Here is a 21,266-nt window from a genome sequence, read left to right as displayed (position 1 = left end):
GTTTTGCAATAAAACAGACTTCCAAATCAAACTATAGCCTTAATTACAAATACTATCTATTAATGAAAGATCAAAATAAAATTGTTTCAAATTGGATTAATAATGAGAGCCAGCCTTTAGTAAGCATAATCTGCACTACCTTTAATCATGGAGACTTTATAGGTGAAACTTTGAAGGGCTTTTTAATTCAGGAAACTAATTTTTCTTTTGAAATTATTGTTCATGATGATGCATCAAATGATAATACTGCAGCAGTAATTCAGGAATATGCAGATAAATATCCTTTAATTATAAAACCAATCCTGCAGAAAGAAAATCAATACTCACAAAAAGTGAATATTTGGAGCGAGATTACTTTTCCAATCTCAAGAGGAAAATATATTGCATTATGCGAAGGTGATGATTATTGGATAGATAAACAGAAACTGCAGAAACAGGTAGATTTTTTAGAGAATAACAGTCAATATGTAATAACCTGGACAGACTATTTAATAAAAAAAGGAAGTGAACTGGAAGCTACTGATTTTAAAGAAACGTTATCCTCTGTTTATACCGTTGATTTTAATACTATTTTTAATCCCTATTGCACTTATACATTAACCAGTGTTTTTAGAAAAGAGTCGGTAGATTTTTCAAAATTCAAAGACTATGCTCATTTTAAAGACAATACACTTTATTCGCTTGCTCTAACTAATGGAAAAGGTGCTTTTATGAATTTTCAGGGAGGCGTTTACAGATGGCATCAGGGAGGTATTTACTCCTTAAAAGCCTTGTTTTTTCAGCGTTATTCGTCGTATTTAAATATTAAAGAAATTTTTGAAAACATCCCGCAGGCCAGAACAAATAATATTAAAAAAGTGATAGCTTCATTATTAAAAGCTTCGGCTTTTGAGGCTTTAAAACTACGCAGAAGTGAAGAATTTAAAAACGATGAAGAACCCAAAAAGGCTGTTGCCGAATTTCTCGATAAAGCCTCTTTGTCTTTAAAAATTAAATATCTGTGGCGATATATAAAATCCTGTATGTGATCCTGAGTTATTTTGACGCCAGAGATTTAAAAAACAAAATGATTCTGTCAAGTACATTGATTCTTCTGAACAATGTACTTTCATTTTTTTGTAAATATCGATAAAAAGAGAGGTTGTAATTACCCGCATTTCGAATAGAGCGAACCAATACTTTATTGATATGATTCGTTAGTATTTGCTGATTGAAATAACCGATTTTTTCATTTTGCGAAAGAATATGCTTCGAAGCTTTTATAGTTTCAATAATATCTTCTGCTGAAAGCTTTTTACGCAAAGAAACTGCATTCAGGTAAAAATCAATATTTGGCTCAGATGGATCGATTCCTAATTTCTTTAACTGATTTATTTTAACCTTTCTTACAGATCGGTTTACGTTTTCAATTTTCGTTTTGCTGATGTTACAGGTATGCTGCCTGTAATTTAAAAGAGATTCCGGTATGTTGTAGAATTTTGTTTTCGCCAGAAGTCTGCTCCATAAATCATAATCTTCAACCGGAACATATTCATTTTCAAATTTGAAATCGCCTAAAACCTCTTTTTTCAGCATTACGGTTGGGTTTCCAATGTTACAGCTGTGTAAAAAGGAAACTTTTATCGCATCATGATGCTCACTGTGTTTAATAGTTTTGCTTTCGGCGCCAAAAAAAGTAAACCCGGTGCCGCATACGCCAACCTCGGGGTTGTTCTTTAAAAAATCCAGCTGTTTTTCAAAACGGGCAGGTAATGCAATATCATCAGCGTCCATTAAGGCAATATATTGTCCTTTTGAAGCGTTAAAACCTTCATTCCTAAGATTTGCCGGACCAACATTCTGAGCTTTGTCAATTACTATAATTCGGCTGTCTTTAGCTTGTAATTCTTTTATAATATCTAAACTTGAATCTGTGGATTTATCGTTTAAAATGATGAGCTCAAAATTTGAAAAAGTTTGGTTTAAAATACTTTCAATACTCTCTTTTAAAAAAGAAGAAGCATTAAAAACGGGCATTATTACTGAAATTTCAGGTTCTAGCATGATTTTTGTTTTAACATGACAAAGATAATATTTAAGTTAAAATTATCTTAAAAAATAAAATGTAATTTTCATTGATAATGTCCGAATGTTATTATCTTTGCCCTAATAAAACAAAATAAATGAAACGAATTCAGGTTGGATTTTTGGTGTCTTATGATTATGAATTGTTGAAAATAGCTATTCCTCAAATATATAGAGATTCTGATTCGATTTTTTTAGCAATTGATAAAGAAAGAAAAACCTGGAAAGGGGAAACTTTTGTTATACAAAATGAGTTTTTCGATTGGTTAAAATCAATAGATGTTGATTCTAAAATACAGCTTGTCGAAGAAAACTTTTACCATCCTGAATTAACAAGTATGCAGTGTGAGGTTCAAGAAAGAAAAATACTGGCAGAAAGAATGGGGATTGGTAACTGGCTTATTCAGCTTGATGCCGATGAATACTTTTTGGATTTTAAAGGATTTGTTAAGTATTTAAAATCTAAAAACCATTATCTGAATAATCCTGAAAAAAAACAGATCCAGATTTCGCCTTACCTGATTAATATGTACAAAAGGGTAGACGGTGGTATTTTGTATGTAGAAAAGCCTACAAAAATAATGGTAGCTACCAATTATCCAAGTTATAAAGTTGGAAGACAGACCCGTAAAAGAATTATCTATTATAAAGGTTTAGTCCTTCATGAATGTATTTCAAGAACCAAAGAAGAACTTGAAATGAAGTTTAATAACTGGGGACATGATACAGACATCAACAAACAAGAATTTTTGCAAAAGTGGGAGACGGTAAATGAAAGCAACTATAAAAGTATGCGAAACTTCTTTTACATAGAACCGGAAAAATGGAAAAAACTGGCGTTTGTTAAAGGGACAACTTTTACGGAAATAGGTGAAAATCTAGACTTTAAAAATGTATTTCCTTCAGATTTCTATATCTGGAAGAAAAACTTTGGGCAATGGTTCAAATATTTAACGAAAAAATAGTTTATTTCAGGATTTGATTATAAACTTTTAAATAACTCCAGCTGCAATTTTCTAATCGAAACTTGCAGTTTTTTTATTTATATAATTGAGATGTTTTAATTGTTTAGATTGTTGAAAATTACATTTTCTATCCAGCCCTCTACAGTATACTTTTTATAAATCGAATCAGGGATTTTTTCATATTTATTTTCAAAAAAAGAAGCTGGTATAAAAGGATTGTTTTCGTCAACTACAAGAATATTATTCGGATTGTAGAAGTCATAGTTTTTTATGTCAGGATTAGTAGTAATGAGCTTTTTTTCTAATCCCAGACTTTCAAAAATTCTAAAAGTTAAACCATACTGGCCTTTTCTGTGAATATCTAATAATACATTTGAACGATCTGTATATTCATTAACTTCATGCAAAGGCATGTGTTTATTAATATACGTAATGCCGTCATCTCCTGTTTTGTGTTTATTGCTTTTATCGTAAACGATAAACTTGAAATTTATTTTTTTAGATTTTAATTCCCTTGCTATTCGAATTAATATTGAAAGTCTTTTGTCGATTGTGCTAATATTGAAAACGCCAAATTCTGAAGTAATTTCACTACGCGAAGAAGTATTTTTAGTATAAATCCAATTTGGAGCAAAATTTAACTTGAAATTTTCACAGTCCTCTCTTTCAAAAGAATAAGCTTCATCAAAACCAGATATAACTCTTTTGATTTTTGGACAGCGATATATATTGTCATTAAAAAAACCTATCGATTTTTTAGTATAGTTTTTAAATTTTGCAATGCTTTGAGGATCAATAAAATCACCTTTTATAGTTAGAATTATATCCTGAATTTGATCGTTCTTTTGTAATTCCTTTAGTATTTCTTTTCCATGATGCTGGGTTTTTAAATTTTTCTTGAAAAAAGCTTTCAAAATAAAATTATAAATTCTGTGAAAAAAAGAAGGGTATTCGTATTTGTAATCTCTAAAATTTATATGACGTACAATATGTCCTTGTTTTATAAGACTTGACGAAATATATTCGTTAAGTCCCAGATTATCTAAACTTATAAGGGTTATATTCATAATTGGTGACTTGTAGTTTTAATAATTCAATCTGTTAAGCGGGGTTGATTGATTTATAATACTATACTAAAATCTCATTATAGACTTTTAAGTATTCAGAAGCAGCAGTTTTCCAGTTAAAACTCGCGGCTCTTTGTTTAAAAAGCAATTCATTTTCTGCTTTATTGTTTTCAAAACTGTTTAGTCCGTCAAACAATATGGTTTTCATATACTCAGGATCAAAATCAGACCAGTATTTTGCGGCGTTTCCTCCAATTTCCGGCAGCGAAGTTTTGTCAGACAAAAACGTTGGTTTACCAAAACTCATTGCTTCGATAGGCGGTAATCCAAATCCTTCTCTAATTGAAGGAAAAAGAAATGCAGTACAGTTTTTCATGAAAAACTGCTTGCCCTGATCTGTCACTTTTCCGGTTAAAAAAACCTGATTTGATAAACTGTTATCGCTGATTAACTGCTTTATTTTTTCTCCGTATTTCTTATCATTATTACCTGAAATAATCAAATTATGATCTTTTATTAACTTCATCATAGTAATAATAGCTTCATAATTTTTTCTTTCTATAAAATCACCAATAGTATAAAAAAATGGTTTATCAACCGGGACATTTGCTGTATATGAAGACGTATCAAGTATTTCAGTGATCGGATTTCCGTTGTATATAACATGCTCAGGAACGTTAGGAACATTAAAGTACTGATGCGTTTGTTTTTTTGCAAATTCAGATATATAGGTAATTGCAGTCGCTTTGTTTAGTTTTTCTATAAAAAGCTTGTTTTTCTTATGATTGTGATCAGAAGATATTTCTTCAGCAAAATTCACATCATGAATAGTTAGTAGATATTTGGTTGTAGAAAAAGGTTCAACTTTTATATTTTGATTTACAGAATGCCACAAATCGTACTTTTTACGGATTCTGAAAAATTTCATTCTCGATAAGTTACTGTATTTATTGTAATTGAATATGCTGCCAAATTCACTTTCAAGAAGTTTTGTATCAGTAGCATTTAATGTTAATTTCAGGTTTTCAAATTCTAATTGAGATAATCCTTTGATTAATTCATAATTGAAAGTCCCTAAACCGGTAGCTCTGTTGTTTATATTATGAGTTTCTAGAAACACAGTCTTTTCTTGTGACATCCTTTTTTTTTACGAAAATACAATATTAATTTGAAGTGTTAGATTGTATATGTATTTTTGTGGTTAATAAAAATATACTAATGAATTTTAAAGTAAATCCCGTTTTTGAAACCAGTACAGAATCTATTCTGGATACGATTAAAAATTTTAATAATTCAGGAAATTTGTTTGGGAATGGCGATCGAAATAAAATTAAATTATTTACACTGAATGAGAAGACGATTAATATAAAATCGTTCAAAATTCCGAACATTGTAAACAAAGTTGCTTATAAATATTTCAGAAAATCCAAAGCCAGACGCTCGTTTGAATACGCGACTATTTTGTTAGAAAAAGGTATTGGAACCCCGCAGCCCATTGCGTATCTTGAAAACTTTAATTTTATAGGTTTAAAGGACAGTTATTATGCCAGCGAGCATTTGATAACTGAACTTACTTACAGAGAACTGGTTGAAATTCCGGAATATCCGGACAATGAAAATATACTGAGACAATTCACCAAATTTACTTTTGATCTGCACGAAAAAGGTGTGGAGTTCTTAGATCATTCTCCCGGAAATACTTTAATTAAAAAAGTTCAGGACGATAAATATGATTTCTTTCTGGTTGATTTAAACCGAATGAATTTTCATGCTGATATGAGTTTTGAACAGCGTATGGTTAATTTCAGCCGATTAACGCCCAAACAGGAAATGATTAAAACGATGAGTAATGAATATTCAAAGTTTTATACTGTTAAATCTGAGGAAGAGATTTTTGAAAAAATGTGGCAGGCAACTGTTAATTTTCAGGAAGAATTTGCCAGAAAGAAACGATTAAAGAAAAAACTGAAATTCTGGAAATCTTAATTCCCTGATCTGATTTTTTTTAATTCGTTAAAACGTTCTGCAACACTCAGGGCATTTAGATAACAGATAATAATGCCTTTTTTTCCGTCTAAAAATCCAAAACGCAGAATATACTGGTTCAGAAACTGATAAGCCGGTCTGATCAGGAAATGAAAAAAGTTAGGCTTGGTGTTTTTTACCAGTTCTTCCTGTGCCTTTAATCTTCCGTAGAAGATCATTTTTCTTTTATAATCTTCGTAATTAGAATACGAATAATGTGTAAGCCTGTTTTTTAAGGTTTTAATTTCTCCTTTTACAATTAACTTTTCATGTACAATTTTATTCAGGTTGTAACTGGCGTCTTCTTTCTTAAAAAGACGAATAATTTTATCTGTCTGCCAGCCGCTGTAACGCAGTTTTTTGTTTTCAAAAATAAAATCCCGGTACATAAAATAAGCCGATGCGCTTTTTTTTTGTTGAATTACCGTTTTTATTTCCTGTAAAAGCTCCGGTGTAACCCTTTCATCGGCATCAATAAAAAGAATCCACGGGTTTGAAGCTAAATTGATAGTGTAATTGCGCTGAAGAGCAAAATTATCAAAAGCACGTTGTACAATTTTTACATTTTTGTAAGTCGAAGCAATCTCAAAAGTTTTGTCGGAGCTGAAAGAATCGACAATAATTATTTCATCGGCGAAAGCCAGATTATCCAGAACCGCATTAATATTTGATTCTTCGTTATACGTAATAAGTAAAGCCGATAAAAGTTGGTTTTGAGAAGAAGAAATCATTTTTAGTTTATATTTTTTTCCAGAAATGATTTAATTTGATTTTCAAAATACTCAGGTTTAAATTCCTGATACAAAGACAAAGATTCTTTCTTCAGCATTTTTTCGGATTTATTAGCAAATAAATCCGAACGGTAATCCTTTAAATGTACAGAAAGATGATGAATGCCATCTTCAAAAGTAGCCCAGATTTTCTTTTCGATCCAAGGAGAAAAAATTATAAACGAAGGTTTCTCTAATGCCTTCGCCATATTTATGGCACCACCGTCGTTTCCTATAATTACGTCGCACTGATTCATAATAGCAATAAAAGAACGTAAATCACTGCCTAATAGATCAAAATAAATCTTTTGCTGTGTTGAAGGTTTGCACGCATTAAGAACGGCTTTAGCATCTTCTAATTGTTTAGGGAAATAATTAAAAAGGATATTTACATCGGCATTATCAGCAATATAATCAACAACTTTGGACATAAATCCTAAAGGATATGTTTTTAGTTTCTCACTTCCTAAAAGGCTGATCATTATAGTTTTCCTGTCTTTTCGAACCTGATGTTTTTCAAATAAAGCCAATGCATCGTGATTTTCTTTTTCAGAAATAAATAACTTAGGAATAGGATCGATGTTTATTTTTAAATCTAAAGGTTCTAATAACGAAAGACGTCTTTCAATAGCTAAACCTAAATTGGTTTTAGGAAAAGGTTCAAAAGGAACATTATTAGTGTAAAGAAAATTTCTGCCCGGTTTTTTGTATGATATTTTTCTTTTGGCATTGCTTAAAAATACCAGAATCCAGCTTTCTAATTTCGAGTAAGCATCGATTAAAATATCGTATTTTTCATTTCGAATCTGAAAACCAAGATTTAATAACTCTTTTTTGCTTTTACGATGTCTTTCTTCAAATAAAATGATGTTGTCAATATTTGGGTTTCCTTCTAAAACCGGAGTGGTCGAAGCGTAAACCAAATAATCAATTTGGGCATCTGGATAAGCGGTACGCAAATTATTGCATATAATACTGCTAATCAAAACATCTCCTATCATTTTTTGTTGGATTACAAGTATCTTCATTTATGTAGTGTTGTAATAAGTTTGCAAATGAAGCAAAAAAATCCAAATTCCTGTTATTTTATAAAGGAATTTTAAAAGAATGAAAGAATGAGTTTATACAAGATTTTTGATTTTATAAATTTGATCTAAGAAAAAAGCAAGACGATAATGAAATAATTCTACTATGATTATTTTGTATTATGAAACAGTTTTTTTTATTTTTTATGATACAGGTTTTTATTTGCAATAAAATTGATTTTAAAATGGTGTTTGTTTTTTTAATCTGTGCAATAGTTAGTCCATATCTTTATATAGAAGCCATAAAACAAGGTATCTTTTTAGAATTGAAAAAGAATTTATATAGGCAAGTATAAATCCTTCTCGACCATCAACAAGACCAAGTTTTAAGAAATATTGGTTTATAAAACTAAAAAATGGTTTAAAAAGAAAGTGATAGAAATTAGGTTTGATATTTTGCTTAAATAATAGTAAGGCTTCTTCTTTTCTAATTTCGTTTAATTTACAATTGTAATCGTCAAAGTTTGAGTACGAATTTAGATTTATTTTACTTTTTAGTGTTGCAGACTTATTAGATAAAAAATTTGACATCGTTTTTTTTTCTTCAAAACAATACCTGCTTCGATCTAAAAGAAACATTTTTCTCTTATTAAAAAATGCTCCAAATTGTATTGATTTGCCAAAGAAAAATAAAATTTCCTTAGCATAAAAAGAGTTAATATAATTTTGTCTGCTTATTTTTTGTATAATTTCTTCCTTAAGGTCATCAGTTATAAAGTGATTTGAATCAACTAACATTATCCAGTCATTTTGCGCAAGTCTAATTGCTTCTTGTTGTGCTTTTTCTAATTCATGACTGGCGTAAATGAGAAAAAGAGTAATTGATTCTGTTTTTAAGTTTCCCGGATTTTTAGTAATTACAATTATTTCGTCAGCAAATGATAGGTTGTTAAGATTTTGATTTATTTCTTCTTCATTATCGCCAGTTATATTAACTACAATACTTACTTTATAGCGTTTCATCTTCTTTTTTTGTGCAAAAGTAATATTAAAATTCTTATTTTGTAAGAAAAATTTTTAAAAAATATAATAAGCAGGCTTCCTTTTCTTATGTACCATACTATTTGTGAGAAAGAATCAAATTGTAAATAAATTAAGATTTCAAGTTCAAAATCTTGAAAAAAAATTGAAGGACAATAATTTTAAAACCTTTCATTTTTCTGAACTAGAAAGAATAGTTAGTTAACCTAAAAAAGTATCATTTTGACATTTGATGATGTAACACGAAATCTGTTTGATTATGCTTTGCGATTACTAATAAAGTTTAATTAGAAAAAATAGAATAGAATTTGAGAAAGTAAAATTATTCTAGTTCCTTTTTTAGCAAGATTATTTTAGCATATCGAGAAAAAACACCATAAGCATCAATTGCGGCGGCAGCAAGACCAGGAACACCGTCAAGAAATACTCTTTTTATAAAATAAGTATGAAAGAATCTGTAAAAGGGTTTGAAAAATAATAGAAAAAGAGTCGCTTTTTTACCTTTTTTTACTGACATTTTTGCTTGAAACCAAGCATATTTATCCTTTTTGCTTATAAAATTAAAGAGTCCTTTATAGGTATAATGAATCATATGATTTTTTAACAGTCCAGGCTTCGATTTCAAAATCAGTTTTTCATGAACCTCATTTTCAAAATGTATATTATTGTTTTTTATAAGCCGGGTTACTTTGTCTGTGTAGTGAAATAGAAAACGTCCCATAAAAAAATGAGGGAACCATATTTTGTAGGCATCATGTTCATGAGAATTGATGCTTTTTACTATTTCATCTTTTAGTTCTGTAGAGACTCTTTCGTCTGCATCTAAAAATAGTATCCATTCCCCCGATGCTGATTGAATAGCATGATTTCTTTGATTACTGTAATTATCAAATTTGCGATAGATCAGTTTTGCATTAAAAGCAGAAACAATTTCCGGGGTTCGGTCTGTACTATAAGAGTCTAATACAATGATTTCGTCTGCAAATGCAACAGACCTTATTGCATCGGCGATGTAATTTTCTTCATTGTAGGTAAGAATAATTACAGATAGTTTTAATTTAGGCATTTCAGTGTTTTTTATGAAGCGCCAAATGTGGTTTTATTTTAAATAAAAAATATTCTCTGAATGGTAATTTTGTAGTAAAATAAGATTTATTTTCAGTTGAAGATACTGTAAAAAAAAACTCCTGTGAAAACAGGAGTTTTATGATTTTTTAATTACACTGCAACATCGTATTCACGAAGCGCATTGTTTAAAGAAGTTTTCAAATCTGTTGATGGTTTGCGGGTTCCAATGATTAATGCGCATGGAACCTGGTATTCTCCGGCAGCAAATTTCTTAGTGTAACTTCCTGGTATAACCACAGAACGAGCAGGTACATAGCCTTTCATTTCAACCGGTTCGTCGCCTGTTACATCGATAATTTTTGTTGAAGCCGTAAGACAAACGTTAGCGCCAAGAACAGCTTCTTTACCAACGTGAACACCTTCTACTACAATACAACGTGAACCAATAAAAGCACCGTCTTCGATAATTACAGGAGCTGCCTGCAATGGCTCTAAAACCCCGCCAATACCAACACCGCCGCTTAAGTGAACATTTTTACCAATTTGAGCACAGCTTCCTACAGTTGCCCAGGTGTCAACCATAGTTCCTTCGTCTACATAAGCACCAATATTTACATAACTTGGCATTAAGATTACACCGCTTGATATATAAGCTCCATAACGGGCTACAGCATTTGGTACTACACGAATTCCTTTTTCAGCATAACCTTTTTTAAGTAACATTTTATCGTGGTATTCAAAAATACCGGATTCCCATGTTTCCATTTTTTGAATTGGGAAATACATTACAACGGCTTTTTTAACCCATTCGTTAACCTGCCATTTGTCGCCAACAGGTTCTGCAACACGCAATTTTCCTGCGTCTACCAATTCGATAACTTCTCTAATAGCATTCGTTGTAGCTGTTTCTTGTAATAAAGCTCTGTTTTCCCAAGCTTGTTCAATTATAGTCTGTAAAGAATTCATAAGTTTAATTTTTGGCAAAGATAACGTATTTAAAGAAAAGCAAAAAGGTTAAAAGACTGGATAATGTTACAGATTTAACTTTTTGTTTTTATTTTGGGAAATTTATTTTTTCAATATACTTTAAAAATTACAACACTGCCTTTAAAAGTTTTTTTTGTATCAGAATATGATAAAAGTCAGGTTTGTGACTTTTTGTTCTGTCTAATTTTGTCGGATTAATTCTAAACGAGCTAGAATTGAAAAAACATTAATATAATCGACACATGAATCAAGAAAATCAACCTAGAACTCCAGTTACAGTTATTGACAAAGAAGTTGCATGGGACAAATCACAAGTAATTATGAGTAAAACAAATGCTTATGGTATTATTGAATATGCCAATGAAGTTTTTGTTGACGTTTGTGGCTATGAAGATTACGAATTAATGGGACAGCCGCACAATATTATTCGCCATCCGGATATGCCGAAGGTTATTTTTAAAGTGCTTTGGGAAAATCTTAAAAACGGAAAAAACTTTCACGCTATTGTAAAAAACCTGGCTAAAACAGGCAGGTATTACTGGGTTATTACAGATTTTGACATTGCGAGAGATGAAAACGGTGTTATTGTAAACTATTTTGCAAGAAGACAATCTGTACCTCAGGAAGTGATTACAATGCATATTGAGCCTTTGTACAAAAAATTACTTCAAATTGAAGCGGCAAGCGGTGTTGAATTCAGCGAGAAATATTTAATAGGTTTTCTGGAAGAAAAAAAGAGAACGTATGTTGAATATATTAAAGAGCTTATTTTTGAGCATGAAAAAGCACATGCAAAATTTGCAAATTACGAACAGGAAGAAGAGGAAGAAGAACAGAGAGGTTTTTTCAGCCGATTATTCAGCCGATAAAAACAGTTATTCTTTTTTAAAATATAAGCCCGCTTTGAAATTTTCAAAGCGGGCTTTTGATTTTAGATACTTAATTCATTATCTAACACACGATTATTGAAAGACTGAATGTAAGCTTTTAAGAATTTTTCGGATTCTTTGACCAGCTTAGTTTCTGTGTGCATCAGATTGTGTTTTAGCAATGGATCTTTTTTCCAGTTATAAAAACCAATAGCTTCATTATTAGCAAAAGCCATATAGTAGTCATTATTAATGTAGTAATACGTTCCCTGCAGATAATGAACTGCAAAATTTTGTTTTGATTTATAACTTTTTCCAAAGCTGACCACATCGGTATTAATATGCAAATAATCCAGAACGCTTGGCATTATATCAACCTGCTGAAAAATTCTCTCGTCAACTCCTTTAAAGTCGGGCACCGAAGGATCGAAGAATAAAATCGGAATCCTGAATTTACCCAGACTTGTCTGGTCAATAGCTTTATTGCCGCTGGATGATGTATGATCAGCCGTAATAACAAACAAGGTATTTTTGTACCAGTCTTCTTTTTGAATAGTTTTGAAAAAATTACGCAATGCAAAATCAGTATAAGCAATACTTTCCTGAATTACAGTTTCACCCTTAGGGAATTTACCTTTGTATTTATCCGGAATGATATAAGGATTGTGCGAGGAAATAGTAAATATTGTACTGAAAAAAGGTTGTCTGAATGAGTTTAATTTTGAAGCATAGAATTGCATAAATTCATCATCGAAAATTCCCCAGCGCCCATCAAAAGCTTCTTTACCTGTATATTCGTCTTTTCCATAGTATTCGTCGAATTCTGCAGATTTGCAATATTGGTCAAAGTTTTGGCTTCCGTTAAATGCGCCATGAAAAAAAGAAGTATGGTAGTTTTCTTTTTTCAGCATATGAGGAAGGCTCTGTGTTCTGTTTAATGAGAAACTGGAAGTAATAAACGGACTGTTCATTAAACTTGGAATACTTGAAATAACGGAAGGAACAGCATCAATAGAAACTTTTCCGTTAGCAAATGCATTTTTAAAATAGTGTGATTTTGTAATCAGTGAATCCAAAAAAGGAGTTTGTCCGCGATTAATATTTTCATTTCCAAAACTTTCTAAAATAATAATGACAACATTTTTTTTGATTTTAGCTTCGTTTGATCGTATGGACTGAACCGGACAGTAAATAGAATTGAGTTCCTTTGGATTGAAAAAAGCCGCTTTTTCAAGATCATTCTTTTTTGAAAAAGTTTTTAGGATAGTAAAAGGCGTGTTTAAAACCAATGCGGAATTGTTTAAGTTTCCAAATTTAATTCCGTCAACAATTCTGATGGGTTTTTCTTGTACACCTCCTCTGATTACCACAACCGCTCCCAAAATAAAAACGGAGATAATGGCTGTCATTTCTAAATAATTCCTGCGCGTTAACTTTTCAATTTCAACAGTTTTAGCAGCTTTTGGGATTAATTTCCATAAAAGAAAGCAAATGACAAGAAAAAGAATTGCGATATACCAAAATTCTTTTAAAAATGAAGGGATCAGGATAAAAGCTTCATGTTCCATTCCTTTGGCCGTAATCATGCCATATGTACTTCGCCTGTTAGTAAAACGATAATAAATAATGTCAATAAAATTCGTTGCAATAAAAATGATATTAACAACATAAAAAGCAATTCGAAGTGTTTCCTGATAAATTTTAGTATATTTAAAATTGCCGGGAACAATATGTGCTATGGCAAACAGAATATTTATATAAGTAATAGCGGCAAGATCAAAGAAAAATCCGCCTATAAAGACTCTGTAATCTAATTGGTGAAATAAATCAAGATTTAGGTAATAAAACAGAATTCGTGTGAGTTGGTAAACGAAGAAAATGAGAATAAATCTTTCTAAAAACAGAAAGACATTTCTTTTGTAATTGTCCATTAAAAGGGGGTTTTGGCAGGTTTGTTATTTTTGTTTTTGTTAGAAATATAATACCACTGGTTATAATATTAATTTCGGCACAAAAGTATTCTAAACTTTTTAATTATTAAGATTTATCAGCCTTAATTAAGCATCAGAACAAGCCTTTTTTTTGGAAATTGACAAAATTAAATAGTTACCTTTGATAAAAAATTTAAAATGCCAAGAATCCTCTCTATAGATTACGGACAAAAACGTACGGGAATTGCAGTTACAGACGAAATGAAGATTATTGCTTCGGGTTTAACTACAATTCCAACCCATAATTTAATTGACTTTTTAAAAGATTATTTTGCAAAAGAAAAGGTAGAAGCGGTTTTAATTGGCGAACCGAAACAAATGAATGGACAGCCCTCTGAGAGTGCTTCTGTTATAAACGGTTTTGTAACGCATTTTTCAAATATTTTTCCGGATATGAAAGTTATTCGAGTCGATGAACGCTTTACTTCAAAAATGGCATTCCAAACCATGATCGACAGTGGGCTAAGTAAGAAACAGCGCCAGAATAAAGGGCTTATCGATGAAATTTCTGCAACTATTATGCTTCAGGATTATCTTTCTTTTAATCGTTTTTAAGTTTGCATCAAATTAATTTCACTTTTTCACAAAAAAATATGATTTTCTAACTTTTATCATGTAAAAATTAGTTTTTTTTTGCGATTGAAAAAAGTACCTTTGCACTTTTAAAAACAAATACTGTTATGCCTGACAATACAATACGTTCCAGTAGTGATGTAGTGCTTATTGGAGCTGGAATTATGAGTGCAACTCTTGGTTTAATCTTAAAAGAACTGCAGCCGGATATAAAAATTGAAATTTACGAAAGATTAGATGTGGCGGCTGCCGAAAGTTCAGACGCATGGAATAATGCCGGAACCGGACACTCTGCATTTTGTGAGCTAAATTATACTCCAGAGAAACCTGACGGAAGTATTGATCCTAAAAAAGCAGTCAGTATTGCAGAATCTTTTGAAATATCACGCCAGTTTTGGTCATATTTAGTACAGCAGAATAAAGTTCCTTCGCCGGAAAACTTTATCAAAAGTGTTCCTCATATGAGTTTTGTATGGGGAGAAAAAAATGTAGAATATCTTAAAAAGAGATTTGAAATTCTTCAAAGCAATCCTATTTTTTCTGAAATGACTTTTAGTACAGATTTTCAAAAACTAAAAGAATGGATGCCTCTTGTAATGGAAGGAAGAGAAGAAGGCGAAAAATTGGCTGCGACACACATGGAAATTGGTACCGATGTTAACTTTGGCGCCCTTACCAGAAGCATGTTTAATTATCTTGAAAAATTAGACGGCGTACAATTATTCTTCAATCACGAAGTTAAAAAATTAAGACAACGCGAAGACAAATCCTGGAGAATCAAGATCAAAGATCTTTCTACAGGACAAAAGCGTAAAGCATACCCTAAATTTGTATTTATTGGTGCCGGAGGAGGATCATTGCCTTTGCTTGAAAAAGCAAATGTTCCTGAAGGCCACGGTTACGGAGGTTTTCCGGTAAGCGGACAATGGTTAAAATGTACAAATCCGGAGGTAATTGCCAAGCATCAGGCAAAAGTATACGGAAAAGCCAGTGTTGGTGCGCCGCCAATGTCGGTTCCGCATATTGATACCCGTGTAATTGATGGTGAAAAAGCGCTTCTTTTTGGGCCTTTCGCCGGATTCTCAACACGTTTCTTAAAAAATGGTTCTTATTTAGACCTGCCTTTATCAATCAAAACAAACAACTTAATCCCAATGTTATCTGCGGGATATCATAATATTCCTTTAACCAAATATTTAATCGAGCAGGTTCGTCAGTCTCCAAAAGACAGAATGAAAGCACTTCGTGAATACCTTCCTTCGGCACGCTCGAAAGACTGGGTACTGGAAAGAGCCGGACAGCGTGTTCAGGTTATTAAAAAAGATGAAAAAGAGGGCGGTGTTCTTGAATTTGGAACAGAAGTAATCAGTACACACGACGGAACTTTGGCTGTTTTGTTAGGAGCTTCTCCGGGTGCATCTACTGCTGTTGCTATCATGATTGATTTAATCGGCAGATGTTTTGGCGGTCAGATAAAAACACCGGAATGGGAAGCCAAACTTAAAGAAATGATTCCTTCTTATGGTAAAACATTAAATGATAATCCGGAACTTTTAGCAGAATTAAGAAAATATACTGCAGAGGTTTTAAAAATTAAATAATAGAGTTTTTACTCTTATAAATAAGCAGATCCAGATGAATTAATCTGGATTTGTTGTTTTTAGCTCTTTTGTGATTTTCAGGATTTTTTCTGCCAGATTGCTCATCCAGATTAATTGTTCGATCACCATCTGAGCCTCCTGCATTTTGGCCTGACGTGTTTCTTTGTCCAGTTCATCATCTGCAGCCAATCGATTAAAGTTTTTACGTTTTAGTTCTTCAAACTGTAAAGTAACATCTTCCTTGTCAAAAAACGTATCCGTAATAATGGTTTCGTTTCTTAAAATCGAAATAGAATGTTCCAGATTTAGTAAAATCGTTCTGATGATATAGTTAAAAGATTCTGATGCCGATGTAGTCTGATGTGATTGTATATAAGTAGACAAAGAGGCTAAGGCAGACAAAAGCGAATGATTCAATACCACAAGTTTATTTACCAAAGGCATTGTTTTTTGCTTTGACTTAGGTTCCTGCATCATACGCTGAAAAGATGTCATTAAATTTCCAATTTCAACAAAAGCATTTTTTCTCGATAATCGGTACGAAGTTGGAATTTCTCCTTTTGCATTATAGAAATCAGCAATTTCTTTTAAGTAATTTCTGTTTGCCCTGATCGAATTTTCGAGATGAATAGGGGTATTGATAAATTCCCATGCCGGCCATAAAAACTGATTAGCAATAAAAGCTAAAGTCGCTCCGGTCAGGGAATCCAATATTCTAAACTGAATAACCTCGACCACATTCGGCGTTAAAATTCCGTATATAAAAACCACATACATGGTTACAAATGTAGCACTGATTTTATAGTTAATCTGAGTAAAAGATATACCCAAAAGCATGCACACAATAGAAAAAATACTCAAAGCAACATGGTTTTGAACCACAGATACTATCCCGAAAGCTAATAAACCGCCCAAAACCGTTCCGAACATACGATTATACGATCGCTCTTTTGTTAAACCGTAGCCCGGACGCATGATTACTACAATGGTCAGTAAAATCCAGTACGTATTTTGCAGATCAAGTGCTTCACCAATAAATAAACCTACTAATATAGTAATGGTTAAACGTAATGAATGCCTGAAAATCGATGATGAAAGGCTTAAATTCTCAAGTAGTGTTCGTATAGGGTAATATTGCGGTGTTAAGAATTTTTCCAGTTCTTTGTCCTTATCTTTTAGTTTATAGGACTGCATGGCAAGTGATAAAGCACGCTGAATGGTTTTGATTTTTCCAACCTGATTTTTAGCATATTTTAGCATATTGGTCAGCATCAAAACACCCTCTGCAGCGGCTTCTTTTCCTAATGTTTTTTCATAATCAAAAATGGCAAATTCTAATGCGTCCAGTTCGTTTTTGAGATCATTCTTATCAACATAAACGCTGATAGTATGCACATTTTTTGAAAGCTTTTTTAAAGTCGAAGCCAGTTTATAAGCCACGTTTTGATACGTCCTGAGAACTTCGGGATGTTTGTCAAATTTTTCATGAAGTTTGCTGTGGTCAAACGAAGTATACAAAGCAAGTTCCTGAATTTCAACAAGGGTAATAAAAACCAAAAGCATTTTACGGTTTTGACTTGTAGTCCCGGAGGCGCTTTGATTGCCAATAAGCATTTTTCGCAGATCTTCATGAATTAAATTCAGATCAACCTGTATGGCCAGTTGTTTTTCGATTATTTTCTCACGATTAGCTTCGGGACTCCATAAATCGCCTCTTAACTTAAGGTATTTTGCCGTTAGCTTAATTCCTTCGGCAATTTGCAATTCTATATATTTATAAGGCTGTACAAAATGGAATATTAAGGAAACAATCAAATATAAAATACCACCGACAAAAATAAAACCGGAATACTGAACCGCTTCCCAGCCTTCATGCAAATGCCCGAATGATAAAGAAATTGATAATAAAGCAGAAAACGAAACCAGAGTAGCGCGCTGGCCGTAAACTGAGATCATTGAACATAAAAATAATAAAAAACCTAAAAAGGGATAAAATATAAGCGGATATGGATAGGCAAAATTAACTAATAAATTTACTCCCGAAACGATAAAAGAAGCCACAATAAGACCTTTTATTTTATGGATCAGCGAACTTGGGATATCACTTGGATAGGTGTAGAAAGCTCCTAGTGCAATGGTAAAACCTATTTCAAAATGCCCTAAAAAATTCAAAATCAGTACAGGCACAACTGAGGCAATAGTAACTTTTGATGCATTTAAAAAAGATGTGCTGTTGGTGAATTTCGAAATACGGTCAATCATAAAGTGAGGTTTACTAGCAAAGTTACTAATTGTGAGAAATATTTTGGCATAATTATAGCTGAGTTTTTGAACGCATATAAAAAATATGTTATAATATAGGTTTAAAACTATTCATTGACTATTTTTTACTATTTTTGCCAGCTGAATTACGCGAACTTTAATAAAGGTTTTCGTTAGATAAAACATTAAATAAATACAAATGATTTTACCAATTGTAGGATATGGTGATCCTGTTTTAAGAAAAGTAGGTACGGCAATAACACCGGATTATCCAAACCTGAAAGAAACGATAGCAAACATGTACGAAACCATGTATAATGCTTACGGTGTTGGACTTGCTGCACCGCAGGTAGGTTTGCCAATTCGTATATTTGTGATTGATACAACTCCTTTTAGCGACGATGAAGATTTACCGGCTGATGAACAAAAGGATTTAAAAGGATTTAAAAGAACTTTTATCAATGCTAAAATCGTTAAGGAAGAAGGTGAGGAGTGGAGTTTTAACGAAGGATGCTTAAGTATTCCGGATGTTCGTGAAGATGTATATAGAAAACCAACCGTTACAATTGAATACTGCGAAGAAGATTTTGTAATGAAAACAGAAGTTTTCGATGGTTTAATTGCCAGAGTTATCCAGCACGAATACGACCACATCGAAGGGGTTTTATTTACAGATAAAATATCTTCACTGAAAAAGCGTTTGATCCAGAAGAAATTGAAAAATATTACTGAAGGTAAAACTTTTCAGGAATACAGAATGAAATTTGCAGCTGCTAAAAAAGGCAGATAATGTTCTTTAGAATTTAGAACATAAAATAAATTATAAAATTCTTAATACTAATTTTAATAAACATGAATTTAGACAAAATTTTAGCCATTTCTGGGAAACCAGGTTTATATGTATTGAAAGTTCAGACTCGTACAGGTTTTGTGGCAGAATCATTATTAGACGGAAAAAAAATTACGGTAAACTTAAAAAGTAATGTAAGTTTATTATCGGAAATTTCTATTTATACATACGAAGGAGAAAAACCATTGACGGAAGTAATGCAGAAAATTGCGACTAAAGAAAACAAAGGTCAGGCTATTTCTCACAAAGAAGATAACGCAACTTTAAGTGCTTATTTTAAAGAAATTTTACCGGAATATGATGAAGAAAGAGTTTATCCGTCTGATATTAAAAAAGTATTAAGCTGGTACAATACATTACAGGCAAAAGGTCTGGTTACAGATTTAGCTCCTGCTGCTGTTGAAGCTTCGGAAGAAACTCCGGTTGTAGAGGAAAAACCAAAAAAAGCACCGGCTGCTAAAAAAGCAAAAGCTAAAAAAGAAGAATAGACCTTCTTTAAAGTTTAAATATATTAATCCTGTTAAGATGTTTTCTTGACAGGATTTTTTACTTTTACATTCCCTTCATTAAAAAAATCAAATACAATAAAGATGAGCAGAGAACTTCAGTTAAAAGCTTTCGAAAGATTATTAATTATAATGGATGAACTTCGTGAACAGTGCCCGTGGGATAAAAAACAAACACTGCAGTCACTTAGACATTTAACAATCGAAGAGACTTACGAATTAGGTGATGCTATTTTAGATAATGATTTAAATGAAGTTAAAAAAGAGCTGGGCGATTTATTGCTTCATATTGTTTTTTATGCTAAAATAGGCTCAGAAACGAATGATTTTGATATAGCTGATGTCTGCAATGAAATCTGTGATAAATTAATTCACCGCCATCCTCATATTTACAGTGATACAGTTGTAAAAGATGAAGAAGAAGTAAAACAAAACTGGGAAAAACTTAAACTTAAAGAAGGAAAGAAATCCGTTTTGGAAGGTGTGCCGAGAAGTCTGCCGGCGCTTGTAAAAGCAAGCAGGATTCAGGACAAGGTAAAAGGTGTTGGTTTTGACTGGGAAGAACCGCATCAGGTTTGGGACAAAGTCCAGGAAGAACTGGAAGAACTTCAGGCAGAGGTAAAATCAGGCGATCAGGATAAAATTGAAGCCGAATTTGGAGATGTTTTGTTTTCAATAATTAACTACGCCCGATTCCTGAATGTAAATCCGGAAGACGCATTAGAACGTACTAATAAAAAGTTTATTAAGCGTTTTCAATATCTGGAAAATAAAGCAGCCGAATTAGGCAGGCCCTTAATGGATATGACTTTGGCTGAAATGGATGTTTTTTGGAACGAAGCTAAAAAGCAATAATTTATTCAGCCAGTTTTTTTAATGCTTTTATATTTTTCAGCATTATTTTTTTACCAACTAATTCAATCAATTCCATTTTATTAAAATCAGATAATAAACGGATACAGCTTTCTGTTGCAGTTCCAATTATTCCGGCGAGTTCTTCTCTGGTAAGCTGTACTTTTAAAGTCTTATCCTGATTTTCGCCAAAATCCTCATGCAGCTGCAGTAAAGTTTCTGCCAGACGCTGTTTTACGGTTTTCTGGACTAAAGCAATTTTGTCATTATCAGATTCTTTCAAATCTTCGCATACAGACTGCATCAGATTCAAAGAAAACTGATTGTTGGTGTTAAAGAAATGAATAATTTCGGCTTTAGGAATAAAACAAACTTCCATATCTGCAATAGCTTTTGCAGATAAATTAGCAGGCTCATTACTAATCATAGAGCGCTGTCCCAGAAGTTCACCAGACTTAACAAGTTTCACAATTTGGTCTTTTCCATTTGCACTAAGCTTTGATAGCTTTCCAACGCCGTCTTTAACACAAAAAACACCATTAGTTACTTCACCTTCTTCAAAAATTGCTTCCCCTTTTTTAATTGTGTAAGTGGTTTTACTGCTAGCCAGTTTTACGACCTCATCTTTGTTCAGGGCTTTTAAAGAAGAAAGCTGTCTTACGATACATTGATCACATTTACTCATGGCGATTAAAAAAGTTTAGTGCAAAATTAACCAATATTGGCGTTCATTGGTAATTTTATTGCCTA

General features: G+C 32.2%; 20 protein-coding genes. 9 read left to right on the top strand and 11 right to left on the bottom strand.

What is annotated here, in order from left to right:
• The first annotated feature begins 62 nt into the window (after positions 1 to 62).
• Positions 63 to 1,028 (top strand): glycosyltransferase family 2 protein, encoded by a 966-nt coding sequence (locus tag OZP11_RS06405; RefSeq protein WP_281234394.1) that lies wholly within the window; start codon positions 63 to 65, stop codon positions 1,026 to 1,028.
• Between the two features lie 7 nt (positions 1,029 to 1,035).
• Here the strand turns inward: OZP11_RS06405 and OZP11_RS06400 are convergent, their stop codons facing one another.
• A complete protein-coding gene (locus OZP11_RS06400; protein ID WP_281234393.1) occupies positions 1,036 to 2,043 on the bottom strand; it encodes a glycosyltransferase family 2 protein in 1,008 nt (335 codons plus the stop codon).
• 119 nt (positions 2,044 to 2,162) lie between these two features.
• Between OZP11_RS06400 and OZP11_RS06395 the strand changes: the two genes are divergently transcribed.
• Positions 2,163 to 3,029 (top strand): hypothetical protein, encoded by an 867-nt coding sequence (locus tag OZP11_RS06395; RefSeq protein ID WP_281234392.1) that lies wholly within the window; start codon positions 2,163 to 2,165, stop codon positions 3,027 to 3,029.
• 95 nt (positions 3,030 to 3,124) lie between these two features.
• On the opposite strand, the gene OZP11_RS06390 is transcribed toward OZP11_RS06395, so the two are convergent.
• Both OZP11_RS06390 and OZP11_RS06385 read right to left on the bottom strand, forming a co-directional pair.
• Positions 3,125 to 4,096 (bottom strand): WaaS/CpsH family glycosyltransferase, encoded by a 972-nt coding sequence (locus OZP11_RS06390; protein ID WP_281234391.1) that lies wholly within the window; start codon positions 4,094 to 4,096, stop codon positions 3,125 to 3,127.
• A 61-nt stretch (positions 4,097 to 4,157) separates the two neighbouring features.
• On the bottom strand, positions 4,158 to 5,234 hold the full coding sequence (locus OZP11_RS06385) for a glycosyltransferase family 4 protein (RefSeq protein ID WP_281234390.1): 1,077 nt from the start codon (positions 5,232 to 5,234) through the stop codon (positions 4,158 to 4,160).
• An 80-nt stretch (positions 5,235 to 5,314) separates the two neighbouring features.
• Between OZP11_RS06385 and OZP11_RS06380 the strand changes: the two genes are divergently transcribed.
• Positions 5,315 to 6,082 (top strand): Kdo domain containing protein, encoded by a 768-nt coding sequence (locus OZP11_RS06380; protein WP_281234389.1) that lies wholly within the window; start codon positions 5,315 to 5,317, stop codon positions 6,080 to 6,082.
• On the opposite strand, the gene OZP11_RS06375 is transcribed toward OZP11_RS06380, so the two are convergent.
• The 5 genes from OZP11_RS06375 to OZP11_RS06355 form a co-directional block, all read right to left on the bottom strand.
• Positions 6,079 to 6,852 (bottom strand): glycosyltransferase family 2 protein, encoded by a 774-nt coding sequence (locus OZP11_RS06375; protein WP_281234388.1) that lies wholly within the window; start codon positions 6,850 to 6,852, stop codon positions 6,079 to 6,081. The genes OZP11_RS06380 and OZP11_RS06375 overlap by 4 nt on opposite strands.
• A 2-nt stretch (positions 6,853 to 6,854) precedes the next feature.
• The gene (locus OZP11_RS06370) at positions 6,855 to 7,919 is read right to left on the bottom strand and encodes a glycosyltransferase family 9 protein (protein ID WP_281234387.1); all 1,065 of its coding nucleotides are present in this window, start codon (positions 7,917 to 7,919) and stop codon (positions 6,855 to 6,857) included.
• Between the two features lie 273 nt (positions 7,920 to 8,192).
• Complete coding sequence (locus tag OZP11_RS06365) at positions 8,193 to 8,939, bottom strand: glycosyltransferase family protein (RefSeq protein ID WP_281234386.1); 747 nt, start codon at positions 8,937 to 8,939, stop codon at positions 8,193 to 8,195.
• Positions 8,940 to 9,279: 340 nt separating this feature from the next.
• Positions 9,280 to 10,023, bottom strand: a complete 744-nt coding sequence (locus OZP11_RS06360) for a glycosyltransferase family 2 protein (RefSeq protein WP_281234385.1) — start codon at positions 10,021 to 10,023, stop codon at positions 9,280 to 9,282.
• Positions 10,024 to 10,175: 152 nt separating this feature from the next.
• A complete protein-coding gene (locus OZP11_RS06355) occupies positions 10,176 to 10,991 on the bottom strand; it encodes a 2,3,4,5-tetrahydropyridine-2,6-dicarboxylate N-succinyltransferase (protein WP_281234384.1) in 816 nt (271 codons plus the stop codon).
• A 263-nt stretch (positions 10,992 to 11,254) separates the two neighbouring features.
• Between OZP11_RS06355 and OZP11_RS06350 the strand changes: the two genes are divergently transcribed.
• The gene (locus OZP11_RS06350; protein WP_281234383.1) at positions 11,255 to 11,881 is read left to right on the top strand and encodes a PAS domain-containing protein; all 627 of its coding nucleotides are present in this window, start codon (positions 11,255 to 11,257) and stop codon (positions 11,879 to 11,881) included.
• 62 nt (positions 11,882 to 11,943) lie between these two features.
• Here OZP11_RS06350 and OZP11_RS06345 read toward each other — a convergent pair whose 3' ends face one another.
• The gene (locus tag OZP11_RS06345) at positions 11,944 to 13,812 is read right to left on the bottom strand and encodes an LTA synthase family protein (protein ID WP_281234382.1); all 1,869 of its coding nucleotides are present in this window, start codon (positions 13,810 to 13,812) and stop codon (positions 11,944 to 11,946) included.
• A 198-nt stretch (positions 13,813 to 14,010) separates the two neighbouring features.
• Here OZP11_RS06345 and ruvX point away from each other — a divergent pair, with 198 nt between their 5' ends.
• Both ruvX and OZP11_RS06335 read left to right on the top strand, forming a co-directional pair.
• Entirely contained in the window at positions 14,011 to 14,427 is a 417-nt protein-coding gene (gene ruvX / locus OZP11_RS06340; protein ID WP_281234381.1) for a Holliday junction resolvase RuvX, read from the top strand.
• 125 nt (positions 14,428 to 14,552) lie between these two features.
• Entirely contained in the window at positions 14,553 to 16,046 is a 1,494-nt protein-coding gene (locus tag OZP11_RS06335) for a malate:quinone oxidoreductase (RefSeq protein ID WP_281234380.1), read from the top strand.
• 39 nt (positions 16,047 to 16,085) lie between these two features.
• Here the strand turns inward: OZP11_RS06335 and OZP11_RS06330 are convergent, their stop codons facing one another.
• Complete coding sequence (locus OZP11_RS06330) at positions 16,086 to 18,308, bottom strand: FUSC family protein (RefSeq protein WP_281234379.1); 2,223 nt, start codon at positions 18,306 to 18,308, stop codon at positions 16,086 to 16,088.
• A gap of 199 nt (positions 18,309 to 18,507) precedes the next feature.
• Between OZP11_RS06330 and def the strand changes: the two genes are divergently transcribed.
• The 3 genes from def (at position 18,508) to mazG (ending at position 20,519) form a co-directional block, all read left to right on the top strand.
• Complete coding sequence (gene def, locus OZP11_RS06325; protein ID WP_012024598.1) at positions 18,508 to 19,098, top strand: peptide deformylase; 591 nt, start codon at positions 18,508 to 18,510, stop codon at positions 19,096 to 19,098.
• Positions 19,099 to 19,160: 62 nt separating this feature from the next.
• A complete protein-coding gene (locus OZP11_RS06320; protein ID WP_281234378.1) occupies positions 19,161 to 19,646 on the top strand; it encodes a DUF5606 family protein in 486 nt (161 codons plus the stop codon).
• A gap of 102 nt (positions 19,647 to 19,748) precedes the next feature.
• A complete protein-coding gene (mazG, locus tag OZP11_RS06315; protein ID WP_281234377.1) occupies positions 19,749 to 20,519 on the top strand; it encodes a nucleoside triphosphate pyrophosphohydrolase in 771 nt (256 codons plus the stop codon).
• 1 nt (position 20,520) lies between these two features.
• Here mazG and OZP11_RS06310 read toward each other — a convergent pair whose 3' ends face one another.
• Positions 20,521 to 21,201, bottom strand: a complete 681-nt coding sequence (locus OZP11_RS06310) for a Crp/Fnr family transcriptional regulator (RefSeq protein WP_281234376.1) — start codon at positions 21,199 to 21,201, stop codon at positions 20,521 to 20,523.
• Positions 21,202 to 21,266 lie beyond the last annotated feature (65 nt).

Origin of the sequence: Flavobacterium gelatinilyticum, from assembly GCF_027111295.1 — a bacterium.
Classification (GTDB): Bacteria; Bacteroidota; Bacteroidia; order Flavobacteriales; family Flavobacteriaceae; genus Flavobacterium; species Flavobacterium gelatinilyticum.
The sequence above is the reverse complement of the archived record's forward strand: the minus strand, read 5'-3'. Positions and strand labels throughout refer to the sequence as shown.

Coding starts and splice junctions, on each gene's coding strand:
- OZP11_RS06380 (WP_281234389.1), top strand. CDS start 5,315: ATGAATTTTAAAGTAAATCCCGTTTTTGAAACCAGTACAGAATCTATT.
- OZP11_RS06330 (WP_281234379.1), bottom strand. CDS start 18,308: ATGATTGACCGTATTTCGAAATTCACCAACAGCACATCTTTTTTAAAT.
- OZP11_RS06310 (WP_281234376.1), bottom strand. CDS start 21,201: ATGAGTAAATGTGATCAATGTATCGTAAGACAGCTTTCTTCTTTAAAA.
- OZP11_RS06385 (WP_281234390.1), bottom strand. CDS start 5,234: ATGTCACAAGAAAAGACTGTGTTTCTAGAAACTCATAATATAAACAAC.
- OZP11_RS06405 (WP_281234394.1), top strand. CDS start 63: ATGAAAGATCAAAATAAAATTGTTTCAAATTGGATTAATAATGAGAGC.
- OZP11_RS06320 (WP_281234378.1), top strand. CDS start 19,161: ATGAATTTAGACAAAATTTTAGCCATTTCTGGGAAACCAGGTTTATAT.
- OZP11_RS06395 (WP_281234392.1), top strand. CDS start 2,163: ATGAAACGAATTCAGGTTGGATTTTTGGTGTCTTATGATTATGAATTG.
- OZP11_RS06375 (WP_281234388.1), bottom strand. CDS start 6,852: ATGATTTCTTCTTCTCAAAACCAACTTTTATCGGCTTTACTTATTACG.
- OZP11_RS06355 (WP_281234384.1), bottom strand. CDS start 10,991: ATGAATTCTTTACAGACTATAATTGAACAAGCTTGGGAAAACAGAGCT.
- OZP11_RS06335 (WP_281234380.1), top strand. CDS start 14,553: ATGCCTGACAATACAATACGTTCCAGTAGTGATGTAGTGCTTATTGGA.
- OZP11_RS06370 (WP_281234387.1), bottom strand. CDS start 7,919: ATGAAGATACTTGTAATCCAACAAAAAATGATAGGAGATGTTTTGATT.
- OZP11_RS06365 (WP_281234386.1), bottom strand. CDS start 8,939: ATGAAACGCTATAAAGTAAGTATTGTAGTTAATATAACTGGCGATAAT.
- mazG (WP_281234377.1), top strand. CDS start 19,749: ATGAGCAGAGAACTTCAGTTAAAAGCTTTCGAAAGATTATTAATTATA.
- ruvX (WP_281234381.1), top strand. CDS start 14,011: ATGCCAAGAATCCTCTCTATAGATTACGGACAAAAACGTACGGGAATT.
- OZP11_RS06360 (WP_281234385.1), bottom strand. CDS start 10,023: ATGCCTAAATTAAAACTATCTGTAATTATTCTTACCTACAATGAAGAA.
- OZP11_RS06345 (WP_281234382.1), bottom strand. CDS start 13,812: ATGGACAATTACAAAAGAAATGTCTTTCTGTTTTTAGAAAGATTTATT.
- OZP11_RS06390 (WP_281234391.1), bottom strand. CDS start 4,096: ATGAATATAACCCTTATAAGTTTAGATAATCTGGGACTTAACGAATAT.
- OZP11_RS06400 (WP_281234393.1), bottom strand. CDS start 2,043: ATGCTAGAACCTGAAATTTCAGTAATAATGCCCGTTTTTAATGCTTCT.
- def (WP_012024598.1), top strand. CDS start 18,508: ATGATTTTACCAATTGTAGGATATGGTGATCCTGTTTTAAGAAAAGTA.
- OZP11_RS06350 (WP_281234383.1), top strand. CDS start 11,255: ATGAATCAAGAAAATCAACCTAGAACTCCAGTTACAGTTATTGACAAA.